Source organism: Pseudoduganella sp. jia 9 (genome assembly GCF_055502615.1).
Genome location: NZ_JBUPWE010000007.1, coordinates 332,640 through 356,551 on the forward strand (window position 1 = coordinate 332,640; position 23,912 = coordinate 356,551).

The window sequence follows — 23,912 nt, forward strand, 5'->3', positions numbered from 1 at the left end:
TTATAGCCCGGTATTTGCGCGCGATAACGTTTTCAGACACGTTTCAATTGCGATGTTTCCGGAAAGCGGAGCGGGCGCGATCGTCATTCCATTCAGGCGAATTGGTCACGTTCGTGAGCAAGTGCACGCGCTGCGAGCATGCACCAGGAAAACATCGCTACACTGAGGTCCGTTATTTATTAAGAACTACGCTGCAGGGCGCCACTTTACTAAACGGACAGCAAGGAACCTCCATGCGACTCACCATTCTCGCCGCCTCCCTCTTCTTCGCCGCGGCCAGCGGCTTCGCGGCCGACTTCAACGTGCGCGACTACGGTGGCAAGGGCGACGGCGTGACGATGAACACCGCCGCTATCCAGAAGACCATCGACGCGGCCGCGAAGGAAGCCGGTACGGTGGTCTTCCCGGCCGGAACCTATCTCACCGGCTCCGTCTTCGTGAAGACCGGCGTCACGCTGAAGCTGGACAAGGGCGTAACGCTGCTTGGTTCCCGCAATATCGACGACTACCCGATGATGCCGACCCGGATCGCCGGCATCGAGATGACATGGCCGGCGGCGCTGGTCAACATCTACCGGCAGAAGAAGGCCGCCATCGTCGGCGAAGGCACCATCGACGGCGACGGCAAGCCGTTCTGGGATTACTACTGGGCGCTGCGCAAGGATTACCAGCCGCGCGGGCTGCGCTGGGCCTCGGACTACGACGCGCGCCGGCCGCGCCTGGTGCAGGTATTCGATTCGTCCGACGTGAGAGTGGGCGGCGGGCTGCTGATGCGCCGCGCCGGTTTCTGGACGGTGCACGTGTGCTACTCGTCCGACGTGACGGTCGATGGCGTGACCATCCGCAACAACGAGGACGGCAAGGGCCCGTCGACCGACGGCATCGACATCGACTCGTCGCGCAAGGTGCTGGTAGCGAATGCCGACATCTCCGTCAACGACGACGCGGTGGTGCTGAAGGCCGGCCGCGACGCCGACGGCCTGCGCGTCAACCGTCCGACCGAGGACGTGGTGATCCGCGACGTGATCGTGCGCGCCTCGAAGGGCGGCATCACGTTCGGCAGCGAGACCTCGGGCGGCTTCCGCAACATCGAAGCCTACAACATGACGTTCGACGAAAACACGCCGGTCGGCATCCTGTTCAAGTCCGCCCACACGCGCGGCGGCTTCGGCGAGAACCTGCGCCTGCACGACATCACGATGAAGGGCACGCCGATCGTCATGCGCATCAACATGAACTGGAATCCGAACTACAGCTACGCCGCCATTCCTCCTGGCGAGAAGAACGTGCCGCCGCACTGGAAGGTGATGGCCACGCCGGTGCCGAAGGACAAGGGGCTGGCGCACTTTCGCGACGTGAAGATCTGGAACATCAAGGCCACCGGCGCGAAGAGCGCGTTCGAGGTGGCCGGCATCGCCGAGGCGCCGCTGCAGCGCTTCGTGTTCGACGGCATCGACATCGAGGCGAAGAGCGGCGGCTACATCCGCGAAGCGCGCGACTGGCGCTTCACCGGCACGAAGCTGACCCTGCCCGCCGAAGCGCCGGTGGAAGTGGGCAAGGACAGCCGCGTCAGCGGGCTGCCGGCGGGCACCTTCGTGGTGCGCGATCCAGTCAAAAAGGAAGGTTGAACCGGCATGACGAAACGCTACTACCTTGCCTGCCTGACTGCCATGGCCGCCGTGGCGGGCGCGCACGCGGCGCCGATCGACCGCCAGGCCGTCGTCGCGCGGCACAACCCGCACCTGGCGGCCATCGATCCGATGTCGCCGCTCAGCGTGGGCAACGGCCGGTTTGCCTTCACGGCCGACGTGACCGGGCTGCAGACGCTGCCCGACCATTACCACAGCCAGGGTACGCCGACCGAAACGGGCGCTCGCTGGTCGTGGCACGAGCACGCCAATCCGAACGGCTATAAATTGTCCGACGTGAACCGCGAGTACACGGCCTGGGGCCGCACCGTGGGCTACCCGATGAACACGAAGACCCCGGCCGGCCAGTGGCTGCGCGAGAACCCGCACATCCACCCGCTGCCGCAGATCGGCTTTGTCATGACCGGCACCGGTGCGCGGGCCCTCGCCCCCGCCGACGTGACGAACGTCGACCAGCGGCTGGACATGTGGCAGGGCCGGCTGGACAGCCGCGTGCGGTTGCTGGGCCAGCCGGTCAGCGTCAGCAGCGCCGTCAGCCCGGACAGCGACACGCTGGCGCTGCGCATCCGCTCGCCGCTGCTGGCCAATAAACGCGTGGCCGTGCGCATCGCCCTGCCCTACGGCTACAAGCCGGGCGGCCATCACAATCCACCGCTCGACTGGTCGCAGCCGGACGGGCACACGTCGAAGGTGCTGGAACGCAGCGGCCGCAAGCTGGTGGTGGAGCACACGCGCGATGCTGCCCGCTATGCGATGACGGTGGCCAGCGGCGCGCCGCTGACGATCACGCAGCCGTCTGCCCACGTGTTCGAGATCGCCCCGCAATCGGGCGAGACGCTGGAGCTGACGGTGTCGTTCGCCAGGGACGGCACCGCCCCGGCGCAGGATGTGGCGACCGTGTTCGCCGCCGGCAGCGCGCACTGGGACCGCTTCTGGCGCAGCGGCGCCGCCATCGACTTCAAGGGCAGCACCGATCCGCGCGCGGCCGAGCTGGAACGGCGCGTCGTGCTGTCGCAGTACCTCACCGCGATCCAGCTGGGCGACGAGATGCCGGCGTCGGAAAGCGGCTTGACGACGTCGACCTGGTACGGCAAGCACCACACGGAAATGGTGTGGTGGCACACGGCGCACTTCGCGCTGTGGGGCCGGCCCGAATACACGGCGCGCACGCTGACGTGGTTCCAGCGCACCTTGCCGGTAGCCCGCGCCGTGGCGGCGGAACGCGGCCTGAAAGGCGCGCGCTGGATGAAGATGACGGGACCGGGCGGCCGCGAAAGCCCGGGCGGCAATCCGCTGATCATCTGGAACCAGCCGCACCCGATCCACCTGGCCGAACTGCTGTACCGCGCCAACCCGACGAAGGAAACGCTGGAACGCTACCGCGAACTGGTGTTCGACACGGCCGACGGCATGGCCTCGATGCTCAACTGGGACGACAAGGGCCAGCGCTACGTGCTCGGCCCGCCGATGTGGATCGCGCAGGAGATCTACGACCAGGCCACCAGCATGAACCCGACCTATGAGCTGAGCTACTGGGCGCGCGGGCTGGAGATCGCCCAGCAGTGGCGCGAACGGCTCGGCATGCCCCGCGACGCGGGCTGGGAGCAGCGCCGCACGAAGCTGTCGAAGCTGCCGCAGAAGGACGGCAAGTACGTGGCGATCGAATCCACGCCGGACACCTGGGACAATGTCGACAGCCGCCACGACCACCCGTCGTTCCTGATGGCGCTGGGCCAGTTGCCGGGCGATGGGGTGGACCACAAGGTCATGCGCAACACGCTCGACGCGGTACTGGCCAGCTGGGACTGGCAGACCAAGATCTGGGGCTGGGATTACCCGATGATCGCGATGACGGCCGCCCGGCTCGACGCGCCCGAACTGGCGGTGGGCGTGCTGCTCAAGTCGGACGGGCCGAACAACGGCTACACGAAGGCCGGCCACAACCCGAACAAGCGGCTGCCGGTCTACCTGCCCGGCAACGGCTCGCTGCTGGCGGCGGTGGCGCTGATGGCCGGCGGCTGGGATGGCGCGACGCGCACCACGCCGGGCTTCCCGACCGACGGCAGCTGGGTCGTGAAAGCCGAAGGGTTCAACAAACTGCCTTGACTGGATGATCCGATGACAGAATTTCGCAGCAATCCACCGAACACCACGCGCCGCCGCCTCCTGCGCGGCACCTCCGCGGCTGGCGCGCTGCTGGCCACAGGCGCCATGCCGCTGGCCGCTTCAGCCACCGCTGCTGCCAGCGCGGCGGCTGCAGCCGATCCATGGCAGCGCGCACAGGGCATCGTCGAGCGCTGCTCGCGCCCCCTCGCCTTCCGCAACGAAGACTTCCCGATCACCGCGTTCGGCGCGAAGAGCTGCGCGCTGGTACCGGCGAAATCCGTCTGGCGCACCGAGATCCTGGACGTGAAGGCACCCGCCCCGGGCGCGACCGACTGCTACCCGGCCATCGCCGCCGCCATCGCCGCCGCCGCAAAGGCCGGCGGTGGCCGCGTACTGATCCCGGCCGGCAGCTGGTACTGCAAGGGCCCGATCGTGCTGCGTTCGAACGTGCACGTGCACCTGGCCGCCAATGCGCAGGTCTACTTCAGCGCCGACCCGGCCGACTATGCACGGTACGGCGACATCGATTGCGGCAAGGCCGGCAAGCTGGTGCTGTCGCGCTGGCAGGGCAACGACGTACTCAATTACTGTCCGCTGGTGTACGCCTTCAACCAGTCCAATATCGCGCTGACGGGCGAAGACTGGACCAGCGTGCTCAATGGCCAGGCCGGCGTGCACGTCGATGCCGGCGACGGCCCGTGGTGGGACTGGATCGACCGCAAGGAAGGAAAAGTCAATGCCGGCAGCGTCAATCCGCTGAACCTGCCGCTGGAGACGGTGGCGCCGGACCTGCCGGCCGGACAGCGCGCGCTGATCCAGGGCACGCACCCGCGCTGGAACGGCGACACGCGCTACCTGCCAGCGCTGTCCGAGGCCGGCGTGCCGGTCGCGAAGCGCATCTTCGGTATCGGCCACTACCTGCGCCCGTGCATGATCGAACTGATCGGCTGCTCGGATGTGCTGCTGGAGGGCTATCACGTCATCGCCTCGCCTTTCTGGCTGCACCACCCGGTGAACTGCCGCAACGTGCGCTTCAGCAAGGTGAACATGGAAAGCACCGGGCCGAACAACGACGGCTTCGATCCGGAATCCTGCGACACCGTGCTGGTCGAGCACAGCACCTTCAACACGGGCGACGACTGCATCGCGATCAAGTCGGGCAAGAACCGCGATACGCAGCTGGGCCCCACGCGCAACGTGGTGATCCAGGATTGCGTGATGAACAGCGGCCATGGCGGCGTCACGCTGGGCAGCGAGATGGCCGGCGGCATCGAGCACGTGTACGCGCAGCGCATCGAGTTCCGCAACGCGCACTGGGCCACCGACCCGCTGCGCAGTGCGATCCGCCTGAAAACCAACATGAACCGCGGCGGCTTCCTGCGCCACCTGTACGTGCGCGACGTCACCGTGCCGAACGGCGTCGATGCGCGCGCCCGCAAGGCCGCGCCGCCGGATGCGAACAACGCCTTCAGGGGGCTGGCGACGGGCAGCGGCGCCATCATCACGATCGACTGCAACTACGCCGCCGGCGACGATGGCGTGCGGACCCGGCCGCCGCAGGTGTCGGACATCCACATCTCCAGGCTGCGTGCCGGCAACGCGAAGATGGCGGACGGTTCGTTCTCGTGCTGGCAGGCGGTGCTGATCCTCGGTCCGGTAGCATCGAGCTTCAACGGCCCGGCCGGCACGCCCATCGTGCCGGTGTCGAACGTGACGATCAGCGACTGCGACTTCGGTACGCCGCGCAACGGCAAGGAACCGGTGTACCTGCATAACGCCAGGGATGTCGTGCTGAAGAACGTGACGATCGGCGGCCAGGTCGTCAATCGCAAGCTGGCGGGGTGACGATGCTGCGCACCGCATTTGCGCTGGCGGCGCTGGCGATCGTGGCCGGCGCCGCGGCCGCGCCGCTGCCGCCGATCCGCGTGATCCTGGTCGGCGATTCCACCGTGGCCAGCAAGAACGGCTATGGCGACGCGCTGTGCGCCCGCTTCACGCCCGAAGTCACCTGCGTGAACCTGGGCGCGAACGGGCGCAGCTCGAAGAGTTTTCGCGCGGAGGGCCGCTGGGACAAGGTGCTGGAACTGCTGCAGGATGGAGGCAGGGGCGGTGGCAACAGCGGTAGCAGCGGTGGGAGCGGTGGCAGCGATGGCGGCAACGATGGTGGAAAATTCGCCGCCCAGTACGTGCTGGTGCAGTTCGGCCATAACGACCAGCCGGGCAAGCGCCATGCGACGGACCTGGTCGGCGAGTTCCCGGCCAACATGGCACGTTACGCCGCCGACGTACGGGCGCTGGGCGGCGTGCCGGTGCTGGTGACGCCGCTGACGCGGCGCACGTTCAGGGGCGCCTACCTGCGCGACACGCTGGCACCGTGGGCCGCGGCCACGCGCAAGGCCGCCGCGGCGGAAAACGTCGCGGTGCTCGACCTGAATACCGACAGCGCGGCAGCCGTGCAGGCGATGGGCCAGGCCGAGGCGGATACGCTGGCCGAGGAGCCCGCGCCACCGCCCTCCCCGGACGGGAAGAAGGTCAAGAGCAAGTTCGACTGGACGCACCTGGGACCGAAAGGCGCGGCGCTGTTCGGCGCGATGGTGGGCCAGCAACTGAAGCGGGCAGTGCCCGCCATCGCCGCCTACCTGCCGGACCAGGAACCGCTTCCCTAACGCATCGCATTCGCTTCCGCCGCCGCGTGCCGCTCTTCGCTGGCCTCGGTGGCGTTCATGCCGTCGTCGACCACCTGCGCCGAGCGCTCGGCATCGGCCTGCAGACGGCCGAGGCAATCCACATCGGCCGACTCGTCGGCAAAGCTGGCGTCGAGCACGTCGGCCAGCCGGCCCGGCAGTGCCGCATGCGGCTTCGCCGGCACCGCTGGAACCGATGGAACCGAGGGAACCGCCGGGTCAGTTTTTGCTTTCATCATCATCTCCTTCTATGCGGCCACTGTAGCCTCTTCCGGTCGATAGCGGCACTATCCAGGCTGGCCTCGTGCGCTAGCGAGAAATCACCGGCCATCATGACCGGATCCATCGCGGCGCCGGGCGCGGACGATTGCCGTACGTGGCCACGGCGGCGCCGGCTTGCATGTGCTAAGGTACTCTCAGGTGCGTGAAGTGTCACGCACCGTGGAAAGGAAGCTCGATGGACATGCTGATTCTCGTCGTCACTTCCGATCCGCGCGACCGGGAGAAGCTCGCACCGCTTGGCTGCGAAGATGGACCGGGCGGCCGCCTGGCCTTCGTCTACGCGGCATCGCTTGCCGACGCCCTGCGCGTTGCACGCCCGCCCGGCCCCGACCTCATCCTCCTGAACCTGCTGGGGCAGCGCAGCCGCGGCGACGGCGCGCTGACGACAGCGATGTCGCTGCACTACGGCGCGACGCCGGTGATCCTGCTGTGCGAGGCGAACTCGGCAGACTTGGAGCACCTCCGGCTTCCCGGCGATTCCGCCGCCGCTGCCGCGCCCGTCGTTGCTCCTGTCGTTGCCCCTGTAGTGGCTCCACTCGTTGCCCCCGTCGTTGCCCATATTGTGCTGGATGATGCGCCGGCACGCCTCTTGTGCGAGATGTTCCGCTGCATCGTCATCGCGGCGCGCCGGATGCAGCTTGCCACAATGGGTAGCGGCGAGCGGGGCGCGATGCTCGAGGCCATCGCGGACGCCGTCATCAGCACGGATACCACCGGCCACGTCCGCTACCTGAACGCCGCGGCCTTGCGGCTGATGCGGCTGCCCCGGCAGGGAGCGCTGGGCATGCACATCACTGAACTGATGAGCCTGCTGGATGCGGGCTCGCTTGCGCCGATCGCCCATCCGCTGGTGGAGACGCTGCGCACGGGGGAAATCAGGCGCCTGCCCAGGGGCGCGATCCTGGTACGCGGCGACGGTACGGAAATCGTCATCGAGGACTCCACCGCGCCGATCGTCGACGATGCCGGCGCGGTCAGCGGCGCGGTCATGGTATTCCACGACATCACGGATGCCCACCAGCTGCAGGCCCAGGTCGACTACCTGGCGTGGCACGATTTCCTGACAGGCCTGCCGAACCGCTTTGCGGCGCAGCGGCACCTCAAACGCATCCTGTGCGACGCCCAGGGCAGTGCCGTGCCGCTGGCGGTCATGTTCCTCGACCTGGACAGGTTCAAGTCGGTCAACGACACACTGGGCCATGCCGCCGGGGACGCATTGCTGGTGGCCGTCGCGGCGCGCCTGCGCGGCTGCTTCCGCAGCAACGACCTGGTCAGCCGCCAGGGCGGCGACGAGTTCGTGGTGCTGATGGCTCCCGGCGCCGGCCGCGCGGAGGCCACGCGCGCCGCCGAGCGTATCCTTGCCGCGGTCGCGCCGCCCTACGAACTCGACGAGGCCAGCGCGCACATCGGCTGCAGCATCGGGATTGCCATGTTTCCCGAGGACGGCAGCACGGACGAGGCGCTGATGCATCATGCCGACACCGCCCTGCATGGGGCAAAGATGGCGGGCCGCGACGGCTACCGTTTCTTCGTGCCGGAGATGCTGGCCAAGGCCGTGCGGCGCAAGCAGCTGGAGGACGGCGTTCGAGCCGGGCTGGCCGCGGCCGAGTTCGAACTGTTCTACCAGCCGAAAATCCGCCTGGCCGATGGCGGCCTGTGCGGCTGCGAGGCCCTGCTGCGCTGGCATCATCCCGAATGGGGCTGGGTCAGTCCGGACCGGTTCATCCGCAGTGCCGAGGAATCCGGACAGATCGTGCCGCTGGGCAGGTGGGTGCTGGCCGAGGCGGTTCGCCAGGCCGGTGCATGGAAGGCCAGCGGCTTCGATTCCGGCGCGATCGCCATCAATGTCTCGGCGCTGGAACTGCGGCATGCCGGCTTCGCCGATCACGTCGAACGGCACCTCGCGGAGGCACGGCTGGATCCGGCCTGCCTGCAGCTGGAACTGACGGAATCGACGCTGATGCAGGACATGGACAGCTCGATCGGCATCCTGCGGCGCCTGAAGCATCTCGGCCTGTCGCTTGCCATCGACGATTTCGGCACCGGCTATTCGAGCCTCGGCTACCTTGCCGAGCTGCCGATCGACGTGCTGAAGGTTGACCGCAGCTTCGTCCACGGCATCGACCATGCCGAACCGCGCAGGCAGGCCTTGCTGCACGCGGTGATCGCGCTGGCCGGCAACCTGCAACTGCCCACCGTGGCGGAAGGCATCGAAACCGCGCCGGAAGCGGGGTTCCTGGTCCTGGCAGGCTGCGCGCAGGGACAGGGATATTACTATGGCAAGGCACTGGAAGCAGGTGCTTTCGAAGCGGCTTTCCTGCGGCCGGCGGCATGCGCATGAGCGGCGCGGGCAGGCGGACCGCCAGCAGCCCTTCCCTGTCTCAGCGGCCTGTCTCAGCGGCCTGCCTCAGCTGACTTTATCGGCGCCCTGTATCGGCGACCTTGACGACATTCCCGGTGCGGCCGGCCGAGGCCTGGTCCGGCGTGGCGTTCTGTGGCCACAGGAACCACGCCACCACGGCTGCCAGGGCGAACAATGCCGCCATGGTCCTGTTCACGGCGCCCTCCCGCCATCCACCAGATGACTGCGACGCATGCTGTACTCCATAGGATGAAAGAACCGCCGGGCGATGACGGCGGGACCGGACGATTGCGGAAAGCGGCGGGCGGCTTCGAAGCAGGGCCGGGGCCGGGCATGACCGCGGGGTGGCGGCTGCGGGGCTTGCTGCCCGCAGTGGCCGGTAATGGCTGCGTTCCAGTGTACGCCCATTCACAACGTGAAAGAATTTTATTTGTTCGCCGGGGAACATGTCGTGAATGCATGTTGCAGAGGGTGGACGTTCATCCGCCGCGCTGTCCGATCCGGGCCAGGATCGCGAACAGTTCATCGATATCGACAGGCTTCACGAGGTGATGGTCGAAACCCGCGGCGGCCGTCTGCAGGCGGTCGCTCTCCTGGCCGTAGCCGGTGACGGCTACCAGGGTCGTGCCGGCGGTCGCCGCTTGCGCGCGCAGGCGCTGCGCCAGCTCGTTCCCGTCCATGCCCGGCAGGCCGATATCGAGCAGGAACGCGTCCCAGCTTCCCGAGGCGCTCAGCGCGAGCGCGTCGCGCGCGTCGTATTCCACGACCACCTGGTGTCCCGCCGTTTCCAGCAGCAGTGCCAGGATCGACGCCGCATCCACGTTATCGTCGACCACCATGATGCGCAGCGGGCCGCTGCCGTCGCGCCGGGGCGGCTCGGACAGGGCCGCGCCGGTGGCATCGTCTTCCCGGGCGGCCAGGCGCGGCAGGCAGACGGTAAACGTGCTGCCCTGCCCCAGGCCGGGACTGGCGCAGGTGACCGTGCCGCCGTGCAGGTGCACGAGGCTTTTCACCAGCGCCAGCCCCAGCCCGAGACCGCCCAGCGAGCGGTCGGACGAACGCTCCGCCTGCGAGAACAGGTCGAACGCCCGCGCCGCCAGTTCGGGCGCCATGCCGATGCCGGTGTCGCTCACGTGGAACAGCACATGGCCGGGGCGCACTTCGGTGCGCAGGCCGATATGGCCGCCTTCGGGCGTGTACTTGGCCGCATTGTTGAGCAGGTTGGCGAACACCTGCACGAGCCGGTTCCTGTCGCCCATCACCAGCGGCGCGGCCGGTGTGAGTTCCAGCGCGAGGTGGTGGCTGCGCGTGCGGATCAGCGGCGTGACCTGTTCAATGGCGTCGGTGACGATACGGTGCATGTCCAGCCGCCGCATGTCGAGTTCGGCGAGGCCGCGCGTGACCCGCGAAACATCGAGCAGGTCGTCCACCAGGCTGGTCATGTGGCGTACCTGCCGGCCGATGATCTGGCTGGTCTGCCGCACCCGCGCCTCGTCGACACCGCCCAGCTGCAGCAGGTCGGCCGCGGCGCTGATGGGCGCCAGCGGGTTGCGCAGCTCATGGGCCAACATGGCCAGGAACTCGTCCTTGCGGCGGTCCGCCTCGCGCAGCTGTGTCTCGGCCTTCTTGCGTGCGGAAACGTCGCGAAAGAACAGCGCCAGGCCGCCTTCGAGGGCGGGATAGGCACGCACTTCCATCCAGATGTCGCCGCCCGGCAGCGTATAGGGAATGTCGATGGTTCCCGATGTGCGTTCGTCCCTGACCTGCCGGTACAGCGTTTCGACCGGCGTTCCCAGCAAGTCCGGCCACAGGTCCCAGTGGCTGCGTCCGATGACGCCGGCTGTCGTCTGGTGCGTCAGCCGCAGGCCTTCCGCATTCATCCGCACGATGCGCCATTCGGTGTCGAGCAGTGCAAAACCTTCGGCCATGTTGTCGAAGATATAGTCGCTCTGGTCGCGCTCGCGGCGCAGCTCGGCCTGCGCGGACATGCTCTCCACCGCAGCCCAGGTCCGCTCCAGCATGTCCTCGGCCATGCCGACCTGGGCCTTCGTCCAGCGGTGCGGCGCCGCGTCGTGGGCATTGAGGATGACGCGCAGGCGGCCGTTCTTCAGCAGCGGTATCGCCAGCACGGCGCGTACGCCGAGGGTCGCGTAGGCGTGCGCGTAAGGTGCGCAACGGACGTCGGTCGCGGCATCGCCGACGATCAGGGGCCGGCCCGCCCGCGCTCCCTCGGCCGCGAAGACGCCGAAATCGTCCAGGTTTACCGTGATGCCGGCCACCGATGGCAGGCTGCCGTTGGTCCAGTCCCGTCCGACGCTGCCGGCCTCGCCTGCGTCGTCGACCGTCACGTACGCCACGCGCCCCACCCCGAGGTATTCGCCGAGCAGCGCGCTTGCTTCGGCGACGACTTCGGCGGGATCGTTCAGCGCGCGAAGCAGGTCGCCAAGCCGCAGCTGGAATTCGCGGCGGCGGTTCGAGATCACGGTGGCGGTCGTGTCGGCCGCCGGATTCAGGATGCCCGCGACATTGCCCCCGGTATCGAAGACGGGAAACAGCGCATAGCTGAAGTAAGCCGTCTCGGGCACGCCATCGCGCACCACGGTGAACCGTATGTCGCTCAGGTTGCAGGCCCTGCCGGCCAGCGCCTCGGCCAGGATGGGGGCAAAACCCTCCCTCAGTTCTTCCCAGCTGCCCCAGAACGGACTGGCCAGGGCGGCCGGATGCTTGTCGCCGAGGACCTGGAGATAGGCGTCGTTGTAGAAGTACAGGCACTCCGGCCCCCAGTAGAAACTGATCGGCGCGGCGGCGTCGAGCACCATGGCGATGGTGCTGCGGATCTCCGTGGGCCATGCTTCGGGGGGGCCGAAGGGGAAGCTGCGCCAGTCGCGGGCGCGAAGCAGGGCGCGGACGATGCCCTCGCCGGCGAACAGGGAGTCGAATGCAGGGGGGATTTCCATGTGGGTATTCTGACATGATTGCAGAATAAAATCCGCCACATTGCCGCCGGCTGTCGTTTTACACGGCATGCCGCCGGACCCGACCGCGACGTGCCACCCGATCTTTCCGCTCAGAGTAAACGTCGGCCTTCGGCAGTAATTGATCCGGGCGCCTTTTCGCGTTACCTTGGACTACACGATATAAAAAGAGCATGTCCGCCCTGCCACTGTCCGGGCGGGGAATGCATGGAGACGTATCACCCGCGGTCCGGCCGCAGCCGGTACCGCAATCCCAGGAGCACTGCCGTGTCCACTCACCTGATTGCCATTTGCGTGCTGGCGCTGATGTTCGTCGTCGCCACCGCGCTGCCCATCAATATGGGCGTCATCGCCTTTGTCGGCGCCTTCCTTGTCGGTACGCTGGTCGCCGGCATGCAGGCCAAGGGCATCATGGCCGGCTTCCCGGCCGAACTGTTCCTGACCCTCGTCGGCATCACGTTCCTGTTCGCCCAGGCCCAGAACAACGGCACCATCGACTGGCTGGTGCGGCTGGCGGTGCGCGCCGTCGGCGGACGCATCGCCGCCATTCCCTGGGTGATGTTCGCGGTCACGGCCCTGCTCACCTCGGTCGGTGCCGTCAGTCCGGCGGCGGTGGCCATCATTGCGCCGATCGCGCTGGGCTTTGCCGCCAAGTACCACATCAATCCACTGATGATGGGCCTGATGGTGATCCACGGCGCCCAGGGCGGCGGCTTCTCGCCGATCAGCATCTACGGCGGCATCACCAACAAGGTCGTCAACGAGGCCGGACTGCCGATCTCGGAACTGACCACCGCGTTCGTCAGCCTGGGCGTCAACTTCGCCGTCTCGCTGCTGCTGTTCTTCGTGTTCGGCGGCATGAAGCTGATGCGCCAGCAGGTGCCAAAGACGGCCGCCGGGCGCGGCGACCCCATCGCGCCGTTCGGCGCGACCGTCGCGGTGGCGGCGCAGGGGCCGCAGATCTACGGCGATGCCGAGAACGAGGCGGCCAGCGGGGAACGGCTGACACGGGAGCGCTCCAGCGCCGCCGTCGGCGCCATCGGCACGCCGGGCGGCACGGGTGCCGGCGCGGCCGCCGGCGTGGCACTGAACGAAGGCGCGACCTTCCAGCAGATGGTCACCGTGGCCGGCCTGGTCGCGCTGGCCGTGCTGACGCTGCTGTACAAGCTCGATATCGGCTTTGTCGCCATCTCGATCGGCCTGCTGATCTCGCTGATGTCGCCGCAGGTGCAGAAACGCGCCATCGGCCAGGTGTCGTGGCCGGAGATCATGCTGATCGTCGGCGTCAGCACCTATGTCGGCGTGATGCAGAAGATGGGCACCATCACCTGGGTCGGCGACAGCGTCGCCAGCCTGACCTCGCCGCTGGTGGTGGCGCTGCTGCTGCTGTTCGTCGGCGCCATTGTGTCGGCGTTCGCGTCGTCGACGGCCGTGCTGGGCTCGCTGATCCCGCTGGCCGTGCCGTTCCTGCAGGCCGGCACCGGCGTCGATCCGATCGGCTTCATCGCCGCCATGGCGGTGGCGTCCACCATCGTCGATGTCAGCCCGTTCTCGACCAACGGCGCGCTGGTGCTGGCCAGCGCCCAGCACATCGACCGCGACGTATTCCTGCGCCAGCTGATGATCTATGGCGGTATCGTCACGCTGGTCGCACCGGTCGTGGTCTGGCTGCTGTTCGTGGTGCTGTGAGCGCCACATTCTCAAGCGCATTTTCTAGGATAATCCATGAATTCACCTGAAGGCCGCTGGACTTCCCAGCAACGCAACCGCGATGCCCGCCTGGCGCGCGCCCGCGCCGCCCTGGGCGACGCGCTGGACGGCAAGATCGTCGCGGCATCGCATATCGCCGAGCTGCTGCACCAGGTGCTGGAACCGGGCGACCGGGTCTGCCTGGAAGGGAACAACCAGAAGCAGGCCGATTTCCTCGGCAAGGCGCTGGCCAGGCTCGATCCGGGCCGCATCAACAACCTGCACATGCTGCTGTCGGTGCTGTCGCTGCCCGAGCATCTCGACGTGTTCGAGAAGGGTATCGGCGCGCGGCTGGACTTCTCGTTCTCGGGGCCGCAGGCTGCACGCCTGGCCAGGCTGGCGCAGGCGGGCAAGCTCAATATCGGTGCGATCCACACTTACCTGGAGCTGTTCGCGCGCTACTTCGTCGACCTGACCCCGCGCGTGGCGCTGGTGGCTGCCGAGATGGCCGACCGCGAAGGCAACCTGTACACGGGGCCGAATACCGAGGACACGCCGGCCATCGCCGAGGCCACCGCCTTCAAGAGCGGCATCGTGATCGCCCAGGTCAACCGCATCGTCGACAAGCTGCCGCGCGTGGACATTCCCGCGGACTGGGTCGGCTACGTGGTGCAGTCGCCCACGCCCTACTACATCGAGCCGCTCTTTACGCGCGACCCGGCGCTGATTTCGGAAATCCAGGTGCTGATGGCGATGATGGCCATCAAGGGCATCTATGCCGAATACGACGTCGAGCGCCTGAACCACGGCATCGGCTTCGACACCGCCGCCATCGAGCTGCTGCTGCCGACGTATGCGGCCAGCCTGGGCCTGAAAGGCAGGATCGCCCGCCACTGGGCACTCAACCCGCACCCGGCGCTGATTCCGGCCATCGAGGCGGGCTTCGTCGAATCGGTGCATTCGTTCGGCTCCGAACTGGGCATGGAAGACTATATCCGCGCCCGGCCCGACGTGTTCTTCACGGGGCCGGACGGCTCGATGCGCAGCAATCGCGCCTTTTCGCAGGCCGCCGGCCATTACGCCTGCGACATGTTCATCGGCTCCACCCTGCAGATTGACCTGCAGGGCAACTCGTCCACGGCGACGCAGGGCCGCATCGCCGGTTTCGGCGGCGCGCCGAACATGGGCGCCGACGCGCGCGGACGCCGCCATCCCAGCGCGGCCTGGCTGAAGGCGGGCGAACAGGCCCGCGCCGGCCGCAACACGATCCCGCGCGGGCAGAAGCTGGTGGTGCAGATGGTCGAGACCTTCCGCGAGCACATGGCCCCGGCCTTCGTCGAACGACTCGACGCCTGGCAGCTGGCCGAGCAGGCCGGCATGGCGATACCGCCCGTGATGATCTACGGCGACGACGTCACGCACATCCTGACCGAGGAAGGCATCGCCAACCTGCTGCTGTGCCGTGGCGACGAGGAACGCGAACAGGCCATCCGCGGCGTGGCCGGCTACACACCAGTGGGCCTGGGCCGCGACAAGCGCATGGTGGAGAACCTGCGCGACCGCGGCATCATCCGCCGCCCGGAAGACCTGGGCATCGACAAGCGCCTGGCAACGCGCGACCTGCTGGCGGCCAGGAACATGAAAGACCTGGTGCGCGCGTCGGGCGGGCTGTACGATCCGCCGAAACGCTTCAGGAACTGGTAAGGACACATCCATGGAAACCCTTCAATTCAGGTTCGGGCAGGGCACCCGCCCGCTGGCCGGCACGGCACAGCTGGTCGGCGTGGTCGGCTCGGGCAATCTCGAAGTGCTGATCGAGCCGGCGGCGCTGGCCGGCGCCTGCGAAATCGAGGTGCGCACGGCGGCCGTCGGCTTCGGCGCGACATGGCAGGCCGTGATGACGGACTTCCACGAACGCTGGAGCCTGGCCGACGCGCGCATCTGCATCAACGACATGGGCGCCACGCCGGCCGTGGTCAGCCTGCGGCTGGACCAGGCGGCGCAATCGCTGGCGGGAGGCACGCCATGAGCAGCTACCTGGAACTGACCGCGCGCCAGCGCATCCCCGCCCTGTTCGATCCCGGCAGCTTCGAGGAATTCCTGCCGCCGTCGGCGCGCATCGTCAGCCCGCACCTGGCGCAGCTCGACGCCCCCGTGTCGTTCGACGACGGCGTCGTGGTCGGGCGCGGCCTGCTGGGCGGCCACGTGGTGTTCGGCGCGGCCCAGGAAGGCGGCTTCATGGGCGGTTCGGTCGGCGAGGTGCACGGCGCCAAGCTGGTGGGCATGCTGCGCCGCGCCATCGACGAGCAGGCCCACGCGGTGCTGCTGCTGCTCGAATCGGGCGGCGTGCGCCTGCACGAGGCCAATGCCGGGCTGATCGCGGTGTCGGAAGTGATGCGCGCCTTGCTCGATGCGCGCGCCGCGAACATTCCCGTGGTGGCACTGGTGGGCGGCGCCAACGGCTGCTTCGGCGGCATGGGCATCTCGGCGCGCTGCGCCAACACGGTGATCATGTCGGAGGAAGGCCGGCTGGCGATGTCCGGCCCCGAAGTGATCGAGACCGCCAGCGGCGTCGAGGAATTCGACTCGCGCGACCGCGCGCTGGTGTGGCGCACCACCGGCGGCAAGCACCGCTACCTGCTGGGCGACTGCCAGGTGCTGGTGCCGGACGATACCGCCGCCTTCCGCGCCGCCGCGCTGCAGGCCATCGCGGAGATCCGCGCCGGCAGCGCCAGCCTGAGCCTGGAAGGCCTGCTGGAAGAACAGGACCTGCTGGCGCGCCGCCTGCGCGACACCGCCGGCCTGGCCGACCCGGTCGACGTGTGGCGGCAGCTCGGCGTACCCGATCCGGCCGGCGTGCCGATGCTGGACACGGACGCCTTCATGCAACTGGCGGCACCGCACCGCGCGGGAGGACAGCGATGACCTGGCAGACCCTGGCAAACCAGCTGTTCCCCGGCGCGCACGACATCGCCGAACACGACAATTTCCTGTCCGGCACCGGCCAGGTGGACGGCCAGACCGTGGCCGTGATCGGCACCACGGAGCACGTCCCGATCGGCATCGAGATCGCGCTGGCGCAGGCCCGGGCGATCCTGCAGACGGTGCAGCGGCATCCGGGCCGGCCGATCCTGATCCTGGTCGACACGCAGGGCCAGCGCCTGCGCCACCGCGACGAAATGTTGGGCATCAACAGCTACATGGCCCACCTGGGCAAGTGCGTCGACCTGGCGCGGCGCCGCGGCCATGCCGTGATCGGCCTGGTGTACGACCAGGCCCTGTCCGGCGGCTTCATCACCAGCGGCCTGATCGCCAGCGCCTGCTACGCCCTGCCGCAGGCCACCATCCGCGTGATGGGCCTGCCGGCAATGGCGCGCATCACCAAGGTGCCGGAAGAGCGGCTGACCGAGCTGGCGCGGGACAATCCCGTGTTCGCGCCCGGGCCGGAGAACTACCTGCGCATGGGAGGCCTGCACGCCATCTGGACGGACGACCTGGCCAACCGGCTGGTCGAGGCGCTGGCCGGTACCGACCCGGCCGATGGCCGCATGGCGCTGGGCTTGGAACGGGGCGGCCGCCTGCTGGCGCAGCCCGTCGCCGAGGCAGTCAGGACGGGTGGCCATGTTCGCCCGGCATGACCTTGTGTGGCTGACGGAGCGGGGCTGGCGGCAGGTGCGCGCCGGCGTGGCGCCCGACGCGGCGCAGGAGCTGACAGCAGCGCTGGATGTTTGGCGCGATGCCGGCTGGCCCGCCGTGGTGCGGCGCGCGGAGGGCGATGCGGAAGCCGGCGAAGTGGCCATCGGCTTCGCCCTGCCCCCGCGGCCCGGCGACGGCCGCAAGCTGCGCATCGGCAGCCGGGCCGGCGTGGCCGATATCGTCCGCCACACCCCTGCCCTGCCGCTCGCGGCTGCTCTCGACGCGGTGCCCGGCGACTGGCGTACAGCGCTGGCGGCGCTGGCGCGCGAGGCCGGCGACGCGGGACTCGAGCTGGCAGTCTACGGCTCGGTGGCGCTGGCCGCGATCACGGGGCAGCGCTATCTGACGCCGGCCTCCGACATCGACCTGCTGCTGCGTCCTGCGGACCGCGCACAGCTGACGGCCGGCCTGGCGCTGCTGGCCCGACATGCGGCGCTGATGCCGCTCGATGGCGAAGTGGTGTTTCCCGATGGACGGGCAGTGGCGTGGAAGGAGCTGCGCATGGTGCTCGATACCATGCCCGGCACGCGCGTACTGGCGAAAAGCCTGCAGCAAGTGGCACTGGCGGCACCGGAAGATCTGCTGGCGACGCTGGAGGATGCGCGATGCCTGAACTGAACCCGGCGCTGCTGCTTCCGGCCCGCAGGCCGCCAGTCACGGGCGTTGCCGCGGACCGCGCGTTTTGCCAATGGGTGGCGCGCCTGGCCGTGCACAGCCTGTATGCGGAACTGGCGCTGTATCCGAAGCCCGGCCTGGTCTCGCTGGTCGACAACGGCAGCCACGACGACATGACGGCAGCCACCTTCGTGCGCAGCCTGTTCGCGCTGCGCCGCTATTTCCTGCGCATCGCCGAAGCCGGCATGGCCGATGCGCCCTTCCACGAACTGAAACGCCTGGGCATCGAGGCCGAGGCGCGTATGCTGCGCGCCACCGGCGGCATCAACACGCACCGCGGCGCCATCTTCTGCCTCGGCCTGCTGTGCGCCGCCATCGGGCGCTGCCGGGCAAACGGCACCGCGCTGGCGCCGGCGGCGATCCAGGGCGCGCTGCTGCGGCACTGGGGGCCGGCCCTCGGCGCCCACAGCGCCGACCTGGCCACGCCCTCGCATGGCACGGCGGCACTGCTGCGCTATGCAGCCAGCGGCGCCCGCGAGGAAGGCGCGCGCGGTTTTCCTTCCGTGTTCGCCGTCGGCCTGCCTGCCTTGCGGCAAACGCTGGCGGCCGGCCGCGGCACGCGGTGCGCGCGGGTCGATGCGCTGTTTGCGCTGATGGCGCATGTCAGCGACACCAACGTCTACCATCGCGGCGGTCCGGAAGGGGCACTGGCGGTGCGCCGCCAGGCACGCGCCTTTGTCGCCCGGGGTGGCACCGCCGCGCCGGACTGGGAAGGGCGCGCACTGGCCTGCCATCGCAGCTTCGTTGCCGCGCGCCTGTCGCCCGGCGGCGCGGCCGACCTGCTCGGTGCCGTCTGCCTGGTGCAGGCGGCCTGCCTGATCGAGGCAGCCGGTGGCGTGCGGCCGCCCCGCCGCGGGCACGATTGACATGGCGGCCCGGTTAGTCGTGCTGTGCCCCGGCCAGGGTGCCCAGCATCCCGCCATGTTCGACCTGGCGCGCAGCGATCCGGGCGCGGGCGGCCTGCTCGACGAATGGTTCGGCGACGCGTTGCTGGCCGAACCGCTGCAGGCGACCGTCGACGGCAAGGCACTTTTCGCCAACCGCATCGCGCAGCCGTCGATCGTCGCCGCCACGCTGGCCATGTGGACGGCGCTGACCGATGCGCTGCCGCAGCCGGCGCTCGTTGCCGGCTACAGCATCGGCGAGCTGTCGGCCCACGCCGTCGCGGGCGCGCTGGCGCCTACCGCTACCGTGAAACTGGCGCTCGAACGGGCAATGCTGATGGATGCATGCGTGGCGGACGGCGTGCCGCAGGCCATGGTGGCACTTTCCGCCATGCCCGACGGCAGCGCCGCCGCCCTGCTGCAGCGCTTTGGTTTCCATGGCGCCATCATCACCGGCGAAGACACCCTGGTCGCCGGCGGCCCCGCCGCGCAGCGGGACGCGTTGGCAGATGCTGCCGTGGCGGCAGGCGGCCGGGCCACCGTGCTGCCGGTGGAGGTGGCGTCGCACACGCCGCTGCTGGCCGGCGCCGTCGCGCCGTTCGCGGCATTGCTGGCTCGCCAGAAATGGACTGCCCCCTCTTTCCCGGTGCTGTCCGGCATCTCCGCCGAACCGGCCTGGGACACCGCACGCGCGATGGGCGACCTGTCGCGCCAGATCGCCGAACCGATCCGCTGGCACGACTGCATGGACGCCTGCGAGGAAGCCGGCGCGACCGTCGCGCTGGAACTGGGTCCGGGTGCCGCGCTGTCGCGCATGTTGCAGGCACGCCACCCGCATATCGCCTGCCGGTCCGTCACGGAATTCCGTTCGCTGGACGGCATACGCAGCTGGCTGGGGAGGCAGCTCGATTAGCATTCACGATCGATATATCTGGTATTGCATTTGAGAATTGGAATTCCGGGTGGACCGCCTATATAACGGTAGCATCGGGTCGCGTTGCGATCCCCCATGCAATCGTTATCCGGGAGTCCATCATGAAACAAGTCATCGCTGCCGCCGTTCGCACGCTGCTGTCCGCAGCCCAGGCCCGCGCCATGCTCGCGCTGCGCAAGCAGGCCGAAATTGCTCAACCTGCACGGCTGGATTACCGCCTGAATGCCGGCGGCTGGAACTGATCGACCGGGGCCCAGGCATGCCGCCTGGGCCGACGTTCAGGCGTGACGATACTATAGCTATCCACGCTCAGCGGCCAGTGGCAGGGAAACGGTGAATTTGCTGCCCTGCGCGAAGCCCGCGCTGTACGCGGCAACCTCGCCGCCATGCAGATTCACGATGGTCTTGACGAGCGCCAGGCCGATGCCCAGGCCGCCCTGGGAGCGATCCGGTGTCCGCTCTGCCTGCGTAAAGAGCTCGAAGATATGCGGCAGCAGTGACGGTTCGATGCCGATCCCGCTGTCCGCCACCTCGACAACAACCCTGCCGTTGCCGGCCCGAACCGACATGCGGATATCGCCACCCTCGGGTGTGTACTTGGCCGCGTTGTTCAGCAGGTTGGCGAGAGCCTGGACCAGCCGGTTACGGTCGCCGATCACCAGCGGGCGGGCCGCGCCGGCCTGGACCGCCAGGGTATGCCTCCTGGCATCGAGCAGCGGCTTCGATTGCTCCACCGCGCTGTCGACGACCGCGTTCAGCTCGACCATCTCCCTGTCCAGTTCCACCAGCCCCCTGGTGACGCGCGATACATCGAGGAGATCATTGATCAGCGCCGTCAGGTGACTGGTCTGGCGGGCGATCACGACACTGGCCTTGCTGACCATGGGGTCCGCGTGCGCCACCATCCTGAGCATTTCCGCCGCAGTGCGGATCGGCGCCAGCGGGTTGCGCAGTTCATGGGCCAGCATCGCCAGGAACTCGTCCTTTCGCCGGTCTGCTTCGATCAGCTTCGTTTGCGCGGCACGCAGTTCGGAAATATCCATATTGGCGGCGACCGCGCCCGTGATGCTTCCCGACGCATCATGAATCGGCGAACTCGACACCACGATCGTGCCGCGTGTGCCGTCGAAGCGCTCGATGTCGAGGATGACGTCCCGCGTCTGGATGCCCTGCTTCAGCGACATTGTGCACGGCCACTCGTCGGCGGAGATCCGCTCGCCCGTGTCCGGTCGAAAACCCTTGTAGCCTGCATCATCCACGCCCGGGTCCAGGATGCCGTTTCCGGCCCAGGTACGCCTCCACTCGGCGTTCTCCATCACCATCGCACCGCTCGCATCCAGCATGATGAGACCGGTAGGAATCGTGTCGACGATGGTTTGAAAACGCGCCCGCTCTGAGCGCAGCTCGCGTTCCGCATCGGCGCGCTCGATCGCATCCCAGGTGCGGTGGGCGACGTCCTCGGCGATCGCGACATCGCCTGCAGTCCAGCACCGCTGTTCCGCGCAATGCAGGTACAGGATTGCCTTCAACTCGTCATGCTTCAGCAGTGGCACGACGATGAGGCTCTTCGTACCGATGCTGGCATAGCCTTGCGCGTAAGGCGCCGATCGTGGATCGGCAGCGATGTCATCGAGCCGAAGGGTTCGCCCTGCCCTCAGCTCGGCGATGATGGCGGGACCGAAACTGTCGAGCGGACGGCTTTCGCCGGACAGGCTGCCCATGCAGCCGTCGGTCCAGCCGCCGTCCACGCTCACCGTCTGCAGGCGCGCATCCACGATCCCGTACCCGGCACGGCCCGCTTCGACGTGTTCGCCCAGCATCACCGCAGCCCGCTCGGCGATCTCGACTGGATCGCTCACCACCCGCAGGGCATCCGCAAGACGCAACTGGAAGGCCTGCCGGCGCTCCGCAAGTACCCGTTCGCTGGTCTCGACGGCGGCAGTGAACATGCCGTCGATCCGGCCTTCGATGTTACGGATAGGACTATAGGAAAAGGTGAAGTGGCACAGTTCGGGATAGCCATTGCGCTCGAGGATGAGCGGCATATCTTCTCCCTTGACGGCGATTCCCTGTTCCACCACCTGTTCGACCATGGGACCGATCGTCGGCCAGATGTCGGGCCACGTGTCCTTGGCCGGCGTGCCGAATGCATGCGGGTGCTTGGTTGCACCGAGGATCGGCCGATAGCCATCGTTGTAGAACTGAATGAGATCGGGCCCCCACCAGATGGCGATCGGAAAGGCCGATTCAAAGCAGATGTTCAGCTGCAAACGCAGCATCTCCGGCCAGGTGGACGGGTGCCCGAGCGGTGTCGCCGACCAGTCCTTGCTACGCAGCATCGCGACCATCTCGCTATCGCGTGGCAAATGATCGAACTCCGGCGCATGCTTTGACATGAATGTGAAAGTGAGACGTTGAAAGCCGTAGTATGCCTCGCCCGCATCTGAACTGATTGTGCGCTGGCGCGCGTCCGGGGACGTTTGAAGAGGTCGCTCCGCAGACAGGTCCGGTAATCGGCATAGGGGGCAGCTAATGTAAGCTGCGCCCCTGCCACACCACCCGGCATGCGGGTCCGCACCGGGCGGTTCGAGTAGTTGAGGTCAGGACAGGCGTGGTACGCCAAGCCGGTCGAAATAAGCGATCGTGAGGACTGTTTTCAGCAACCGATCAGCGTTTCGCCACCAGCATCGGCTGCTAGCGGCTACCCGCTTCGCAACCGTTTCCGACGCCCCTAGATTGCGCAATTCCCGATACATGGTTTTTCCACGCTTCCAGTGCTTGAGCTGGATCGCTCTCAGCCTGTGGCGCAGCCACTCATCGAGTTTCCGCCAAACCTTCGGCGTTTGAGCCAGCTTGAAGTACCCTTTCCAGCCAAGCATGTAGCGGCGCAGGTTGTCGACGACTTGTGCCATGCTTTTGCCGCCAGAGCGCCACGTCAATTCCCGAATACGCTGCTTGAATGTTGCCAGCGGCTTATCCGCGACCTTGAGTTTGACGCCACTGCGATCAGCCCAGAGGCTGTAACCGAGGAATTTACGACCAAAGGCGCTACCCACCGCACTCTTGCCTTCGTTGACCACGAGGTGCAACTTGTCATAGAGACGGCGCAGCAACGCCATCACCCGCTCGCCAGCATGCTTGCTGCGCACGTAGACGTTCGCATCATCGGCATAGCGCGCAAAGCAATGGCCGCGACGTTCCAGTTCCTTGTCCACTTCATCGAGCAGGACGTTGGCCAGTAGCGGCGACAGCGGCCCGCCTTGCGGCGTCCCCTCGTTCCGCGACTGCACCACGCCATGGTCCATGATGCCGCTGTTCAGATAAGCGCGGACCAGCCAGATTACTCCAGCGTCATTGATGCGTTTCCGTAGGCGGTCGATCAGGATGTCGTGGTTGACCCGGTCGAAGAACTTCGACAGGTCCACGTCCACTACGATCCGTCGTCCCGACTGGACATACGCCCGAGCGGCAAGTACCGCATCCTGCGCACGCCGACCGGGACGAAAACCGTAGCTGTGCTCGCTGAAAGTGGGGTCAAGAATCGGTTGCAGCACCTGGAGCAGTGCTTGCTGGATCAGCCGATCCGTCACCGTCGGGATGCCGAGCTCACGCTCGCCACCGTCGGGCTTCGGGATCGTCACCCTTCGTACCGGGCGGGGCCGGTACGTCCCTGCCAGCAGTTGTTCGCGTATTTCCGGCCAGGCGACGGCCAGATAGCGCGAGGTTTCGTCAATGTCCCGACCATCCACCCCGGCTGCGCCCTTGTTGGCACGCACACGCTTGAACGCCTGCAGCAGATTTTCCCTTCTCAGCGCTGCTTGCAGCAGCGCCGATCCTGCGTTTCCTGACACATGTCGCGGACCACAGGCTTCGTCGCTGGAAGTTGCAGCCAAGGCTTCACCCTGACCTACGGCCTCCCGCCCCGCTGACGCGGGCATCTGACGCATTGCCTGTTGTATCGACATGCCGGAAAAAA

The 23,912-nt window shown here is 67.6% G+C and carries 19 protein-coding genes; 14 read left to right on the forward strand and 5 right to left on the reverse strand.

Annotation, left to right across the window (positions count from 1 at the left end):
* The first annotated feature begins 233 nt into the window (after nt 1-233).
* Genes ACY34H_RS11195 through ACY34H_RS11210 form a run of 4 tightly spaced genes read left to right on the forward strand, consistent with a single transcriptional unit; the run spans nt 234 to nt 6,421 of the window.
* Nucleotides 234-1,628: a glycoside hydrolase family 28 protein gene (locus ACY34H_RS11195; protein WP_464977568.1), complete on the forward strand. Its 1,395-nt coding sequence runs from the start codon at nt 234-236 to the stop codon at nt 1,626-1,628.
* Nucleotides 1,629-1,634: 6 nt separating this feature from the next.
* Entirely contained in the window at nt 1,635-3,755 is a 2,121-nt protein-coding gene (locus ACY34H_RS11200; protein ID WP_464977569.1) for a hypothetical protein, read from the forward strand.
* 12 nt (nt 3,756-3,767) lie between these two features.
* Nucleotides 3,768-5,600 (forward strand): glycoside hydrolase family 28 protein, encoded by a 1,833-nt coding sequence (locus tag ACY34H_RS11205; protein WP_464977570.1) that lies wholly within the window; start codon nt 3,768-3,770, stop codon nt 5,598-5,600.
* A gap of 2 nt (nt 5,601-5,602) precedes the next feature.
* A complete protein-coding gene (locus ACY34H_RS11210) occupies nt 5,603-6,421 on the forward strand; it encodes a rhamnogalacturonan acetylesterase (protein ID WP_464977571.1) in 819 nt (272 codons plus the stop codon).
* Here ACY34H_RS11210 and ACY34H_RS11215 read toward each other — a convergent pair.
* On the reverse strand, nt 6,418-6,675 hold the full coding sequence (locus tag ACY34H_RS11215; protein WP_464977572.1) for a hypothetical protein: 258 nt from the start codon (nt 6,673-6,675) through the stop codon (nt 6,418-6,420). The genes ACY34H_RS11210 and ACY34H_RS11215 overlap by 4 nt on opposite strands.
* 221 nt (nt 6,676-6,896) lie before the next feature.
* Here ACY34H_RS11215 and ACY34H_RS11220 point away from each other — a divergent pair, with 221 nt between their 5' ends.
* Nucleotides 6,897-9,062 (forward strand): putative bifunctional diguanylate cyclase/phosphodiesterase, encoded by a 2,166-nt coding sequence (locus ACY34H_RS11220; protein WP_464977573.1) that lies wholly within the window; start codon nt 6,897-6,899, stop codon nt 9,060-9,062.
* 76 nt (nt 9,063-9,138) lie between these two features.
* Here the strand turns inward: ACY34H_RS11220 and ACY34H_RS11225 are convergent, their stop codons facing one another.
* Nucleotides 9,139-9,279 carry a hypothetical protein gene (locus tag ACY34H_RS11225; protein ID WP_464977574.1) on the reverse strand — a complete coding sequence of 47 codons (141 nt, stop codon included), beginning with the start codon at nt 9,277-9,279 and terminating at the stop codon, nt 9,139-9,141.
* Nucleotides 9,280-9,562: 283 nt separating this feature from the next.
* Nucleotides 9,563-12,040: a hybrid sensor histidine kinase/response regulator gene (locus ACY34H_RS11230; RefSeq protein ID WP_464977575.1), complete on the reverse strand. Its 2,478-nt coding sequence runs from the start codon at nt 12,038-12,040 to the stop codon at nt 9,563-9,565.
* 285 nt (nt 12,041-12,325) lie between these two features.
* Here ACY34H_RS11230 and ACY34H_RS11235 point away from each other — a divergent pair, with 285 nt between their 5' ends.
* The 9 genes from ACY34H_RS11235 (at nt 12,326) to ACY34H_RS11275 (ending at nt 20,178) form a co-directional block, all read left to right on the forward strand.
* Nucleotides 12,326-13,747, forward strand: coding sequence for an SLC13 family permease (locus ACY34H_RS11235; RefSeq protein ID WP_464977576.1), 1,422 nt, complete (start codon nt 12,326-12,328; stop codon nt 13,745-13,747).
* Between the two features lie 36 nt (nt 13,748-13,783).
* Entirely contained in the window at nt 13,784-15,451 is a 1,668-nt protein-coding gene (gene mdcA, locus ACY34H_RS11240; RefSeq protein ID WP_464977577.1) for a malonate decarboxylase subunit alpha, read from the forward strand.
* A 10-nt stretch (nt 15,452-15,461) separates the two neighbouring features.
* The gene (gene mdcC / locus ACY34H_RS11245) at nt 15,462-15,776 is read left to right on the forward strand and encodes a malonate decarboxylase acyl carrier protein (RefSeq protein WP_464977578.1); all 315 of its coding nucleotides are present in this window, start codon (nt 15,462-15,464) and stop codon (nt 15,774-15,776) included.
* Nucleotides 15,773-16,672, forward strand: coding sequence for a biotin-independent malonate decarboxylase subunit beta (locus ACY34H_RS11250; RefSeq protein WP_464977579.1), 900 nt, complete (start codon nt 15,773-15,775; stop codon nt 16,670-16,672). Before mdcC ends, ACY34H_RS11250 begins: the two co-directional genes overlap by 4 nt.
* Complete coding sequence (gene mdcE, locus ACY34H_RS11255) at nt 16,669-17,385, forward strand: biotin-independent malonate decarboxylase subunit gamma (protein ID WP_464977580.1); 717 nt, start codon at nt 16,669-16,671, stop codon at nt 17,383-17,385. The genes ACY34H_RS11250 and mdcE overlap by 4 nt, the downstream gene beginning before the upstream one ends.
* Entirely contained in the window at nt 17,369-18,061 is a 693-nt protein-coding gene (gene mdcG / locus ACY34H_RS11260) for a malonate decarboxylase holo-[acyl-carrier-protein] synthase (protein ID WP_464977581.1), read from the forward strand. The genes mdcE and mdcG overlap by 17 nt, the downstream gene beginning before the upstream one ends.
* The gene (gene mdcB, locus ACY34H_RS11265; RefSeq protein ID WP_464977582.1) at nt 18,049-18,984 is read left to right on the forward strand and encodes a triphosphoribosyl-dephospho-CoA synthase MdcB; all 936 of its coding nucleotides are present in this window, start codon (nt 18,049-18,051) and stop codon (nt 18,982-18,984) included. Before mdcG ends, mdcB begins: the two co-directional genes overlap by 13 nt.
* Before the next feature lies 1 nt (nt 18,985).
* A complete protein-coding gene (locus tag ACY34H_RS11270; protein ID WP_464977583.1) occupies nt 18,986-19,915 on the forward strand; it encodes an ACP S-malonyltransferase in 930 nt (309 codons plus the stop codon).
* 122 nt (nt 19,916-20,037) lie between these two features.
* A complete protein-coding gene (locus tag ACY34H_RS11275; RefSeq protein ID WP_464977584.1) occupies nt 20,038-20,178 on the forward strand; it encodes a hypothetical protein in 141 nt (46 codons plus the stop codon).
* A gap of 57 nt (nt 20,179-20,235) precedes the next feature.
* On the opposite strand, the gene ACY34H_RS11280 is transcribed toward ACY34H_RS11275, so the two are convergent.
* Nucleotides 20,236-22,284: a GAF domain-containing sensor histidine kinase gene (locus ACY34H_RS11280; RefSeq protein ID WP_464977585.1), complete on the reverse strand. Its 2,049-nt coding sequence runs from the start codon at nt 22,282-22,284 to the stop codon at nt 20,236-20,238.
* 252 nt (nt 22,285-22,536) lie between these two features.
* The gene (ltrA, locus tag ACY34H_RS11285) at nt 22,537-23,901 is read right to left on the reverse strand and encodes a group II intron reverse transcriptase/maturase (RefSeq protein WP_464977593.1); all 1,365 of its coding nucleotides are present in this window, start codon (nt 23,899-23,901) and stop codon (nt 22,537-22,539) included.
* Nucleotides 23,902-23,912 lie beyond the last annotated feature (11 nt).

What these genes read in the sequence shown, in the direction of transcription:
- ACY34H_RS11195 (WP_464977568.1), top strand. Translation starts at nt 234, where the DNA reads ATGCGACTCACCATTCTCGCCGCCTCCCTCTTCTTCGCCGCGGCCAGC.
- ACY34H_RS11200 (WP_464977569.1), top strand. Translation starts at nt 1,635, where the DNA reads ATGACGAAACGCTACTACCTTGCCTGCCTGACTGCCATGGCCGCCGTG.
- ACY34H_RS11205 (WP_464977570.1), top strand. Translation starts at nt 3,768, where the DNA reads ATGACAGAATTTCGCAGCAATCCACCGAACACCACGCGCCGCCGCCTC.
- ACY34H_RS11210 (WP_464977571.1), top strand. Translation starts at nt 5,603, where the DNA reads ATGCTGCGCACCGCATTTGCGCTGGCGGCGCTGGCGATCGTGGCCGGC.
- ACY34H_RS11215 (WP_464977572.1), bottom strand. Translation starts at nt 6,675, where the DNA reads ATGAAAGCAAAAACTGACCCGGCGGTTCCCTCGGTTCCATCGGTTCCA.
- ACY34H_RS11220 (WP_464977573.1), top strand. Translation starts at nt 6,897, where the DNA reads ATGGACATGCTGATTCTCGTCGTCACTTCCGATCCGCGCGACCGGGAG.
- ACY34H_RS11230 (WP_464977575.1), bottom strand. Translation starts at nt 12,040, where the DNA reads ATGGAAATCCCCCCTGCATTCGACTCCCTGTTCGCCGGCGAGGGCATC.
- mdcA (WP_464977577.1), top strand. Translation starts at nt 13,784, where the DNA reads ATGAATTCACCTGAAGGCCGCTGGACTTCCCAGCAACGCAACCGCGAT.
- mdcC (WP_464977578.1), top strand. Translation starts at nt 15,462, where the DNA reads ATGGAAACCCTTCAATTCAGGTTCGGGCAGGGCACCCGCCCGCTGGCC.
- ACY34H_RS11250 (WP_464977579.1), top strand. Translation starts at nt 15,773, where the DNA reads ATGAGCAGCTACCTGGAACTGACCGCGCGCCAGCGCATCCCCGCCCTG.
- mdcE (WP_464977580.1), top strand. Translation starts at nt 16,669, where the DNA reads ATGACCTGGCAGACCCTGGCAAACCAGCTGTTCCCCGGCGCGCACGAC.
- mdcG (WP_464977581.1), top strand. Translation starts at nt 17,369, where the DNA reads ATGTTCGCCCGGCATGACCTTGTGTGGCTGACGGAGCGGGGCTGGCGG.
- mdcB (WP_464977582.1), top strand. Translation starts at nt 18,049, where the DNA reads ATGCCTGAACTGAACCCGGCGCTGCTGCTTCCGGCCCGCAGGCCGCCA.
- ACY34H_RS11270 (WP_464977583.1), top strand. Translation starts at nt 18,986, where the DNA reads ATGGCGGCCCGGTTAGTCGTGCTGTGCCCCGGCCAGGGTGCCCAGCAT.
- ACY34H_RS11275 (WP_464977584.1), top strand. Translation starts at nt 20,038, where the DNA reads ATGAAACAAGTCATCGCTGCCGCCGTTCGCACGCTGCTGTCCGCAGCC.
- ACY34H_RS11280 (WP_464977585.1), bottom strand. Translation starts at nt 22,284, where the DNA reads ATGGTCGCGATGCTGCGTAGCAAGGACTGGTCGGCGACACCGCTCGGG.
- ltrA (WP_464977593.1), bottom strand. Translation starts at nt 23,901, where the DNA reads ATGTCGATACAACAGGCAATGCGTCAGATGCCCGCGTCAGCGGGGCGG.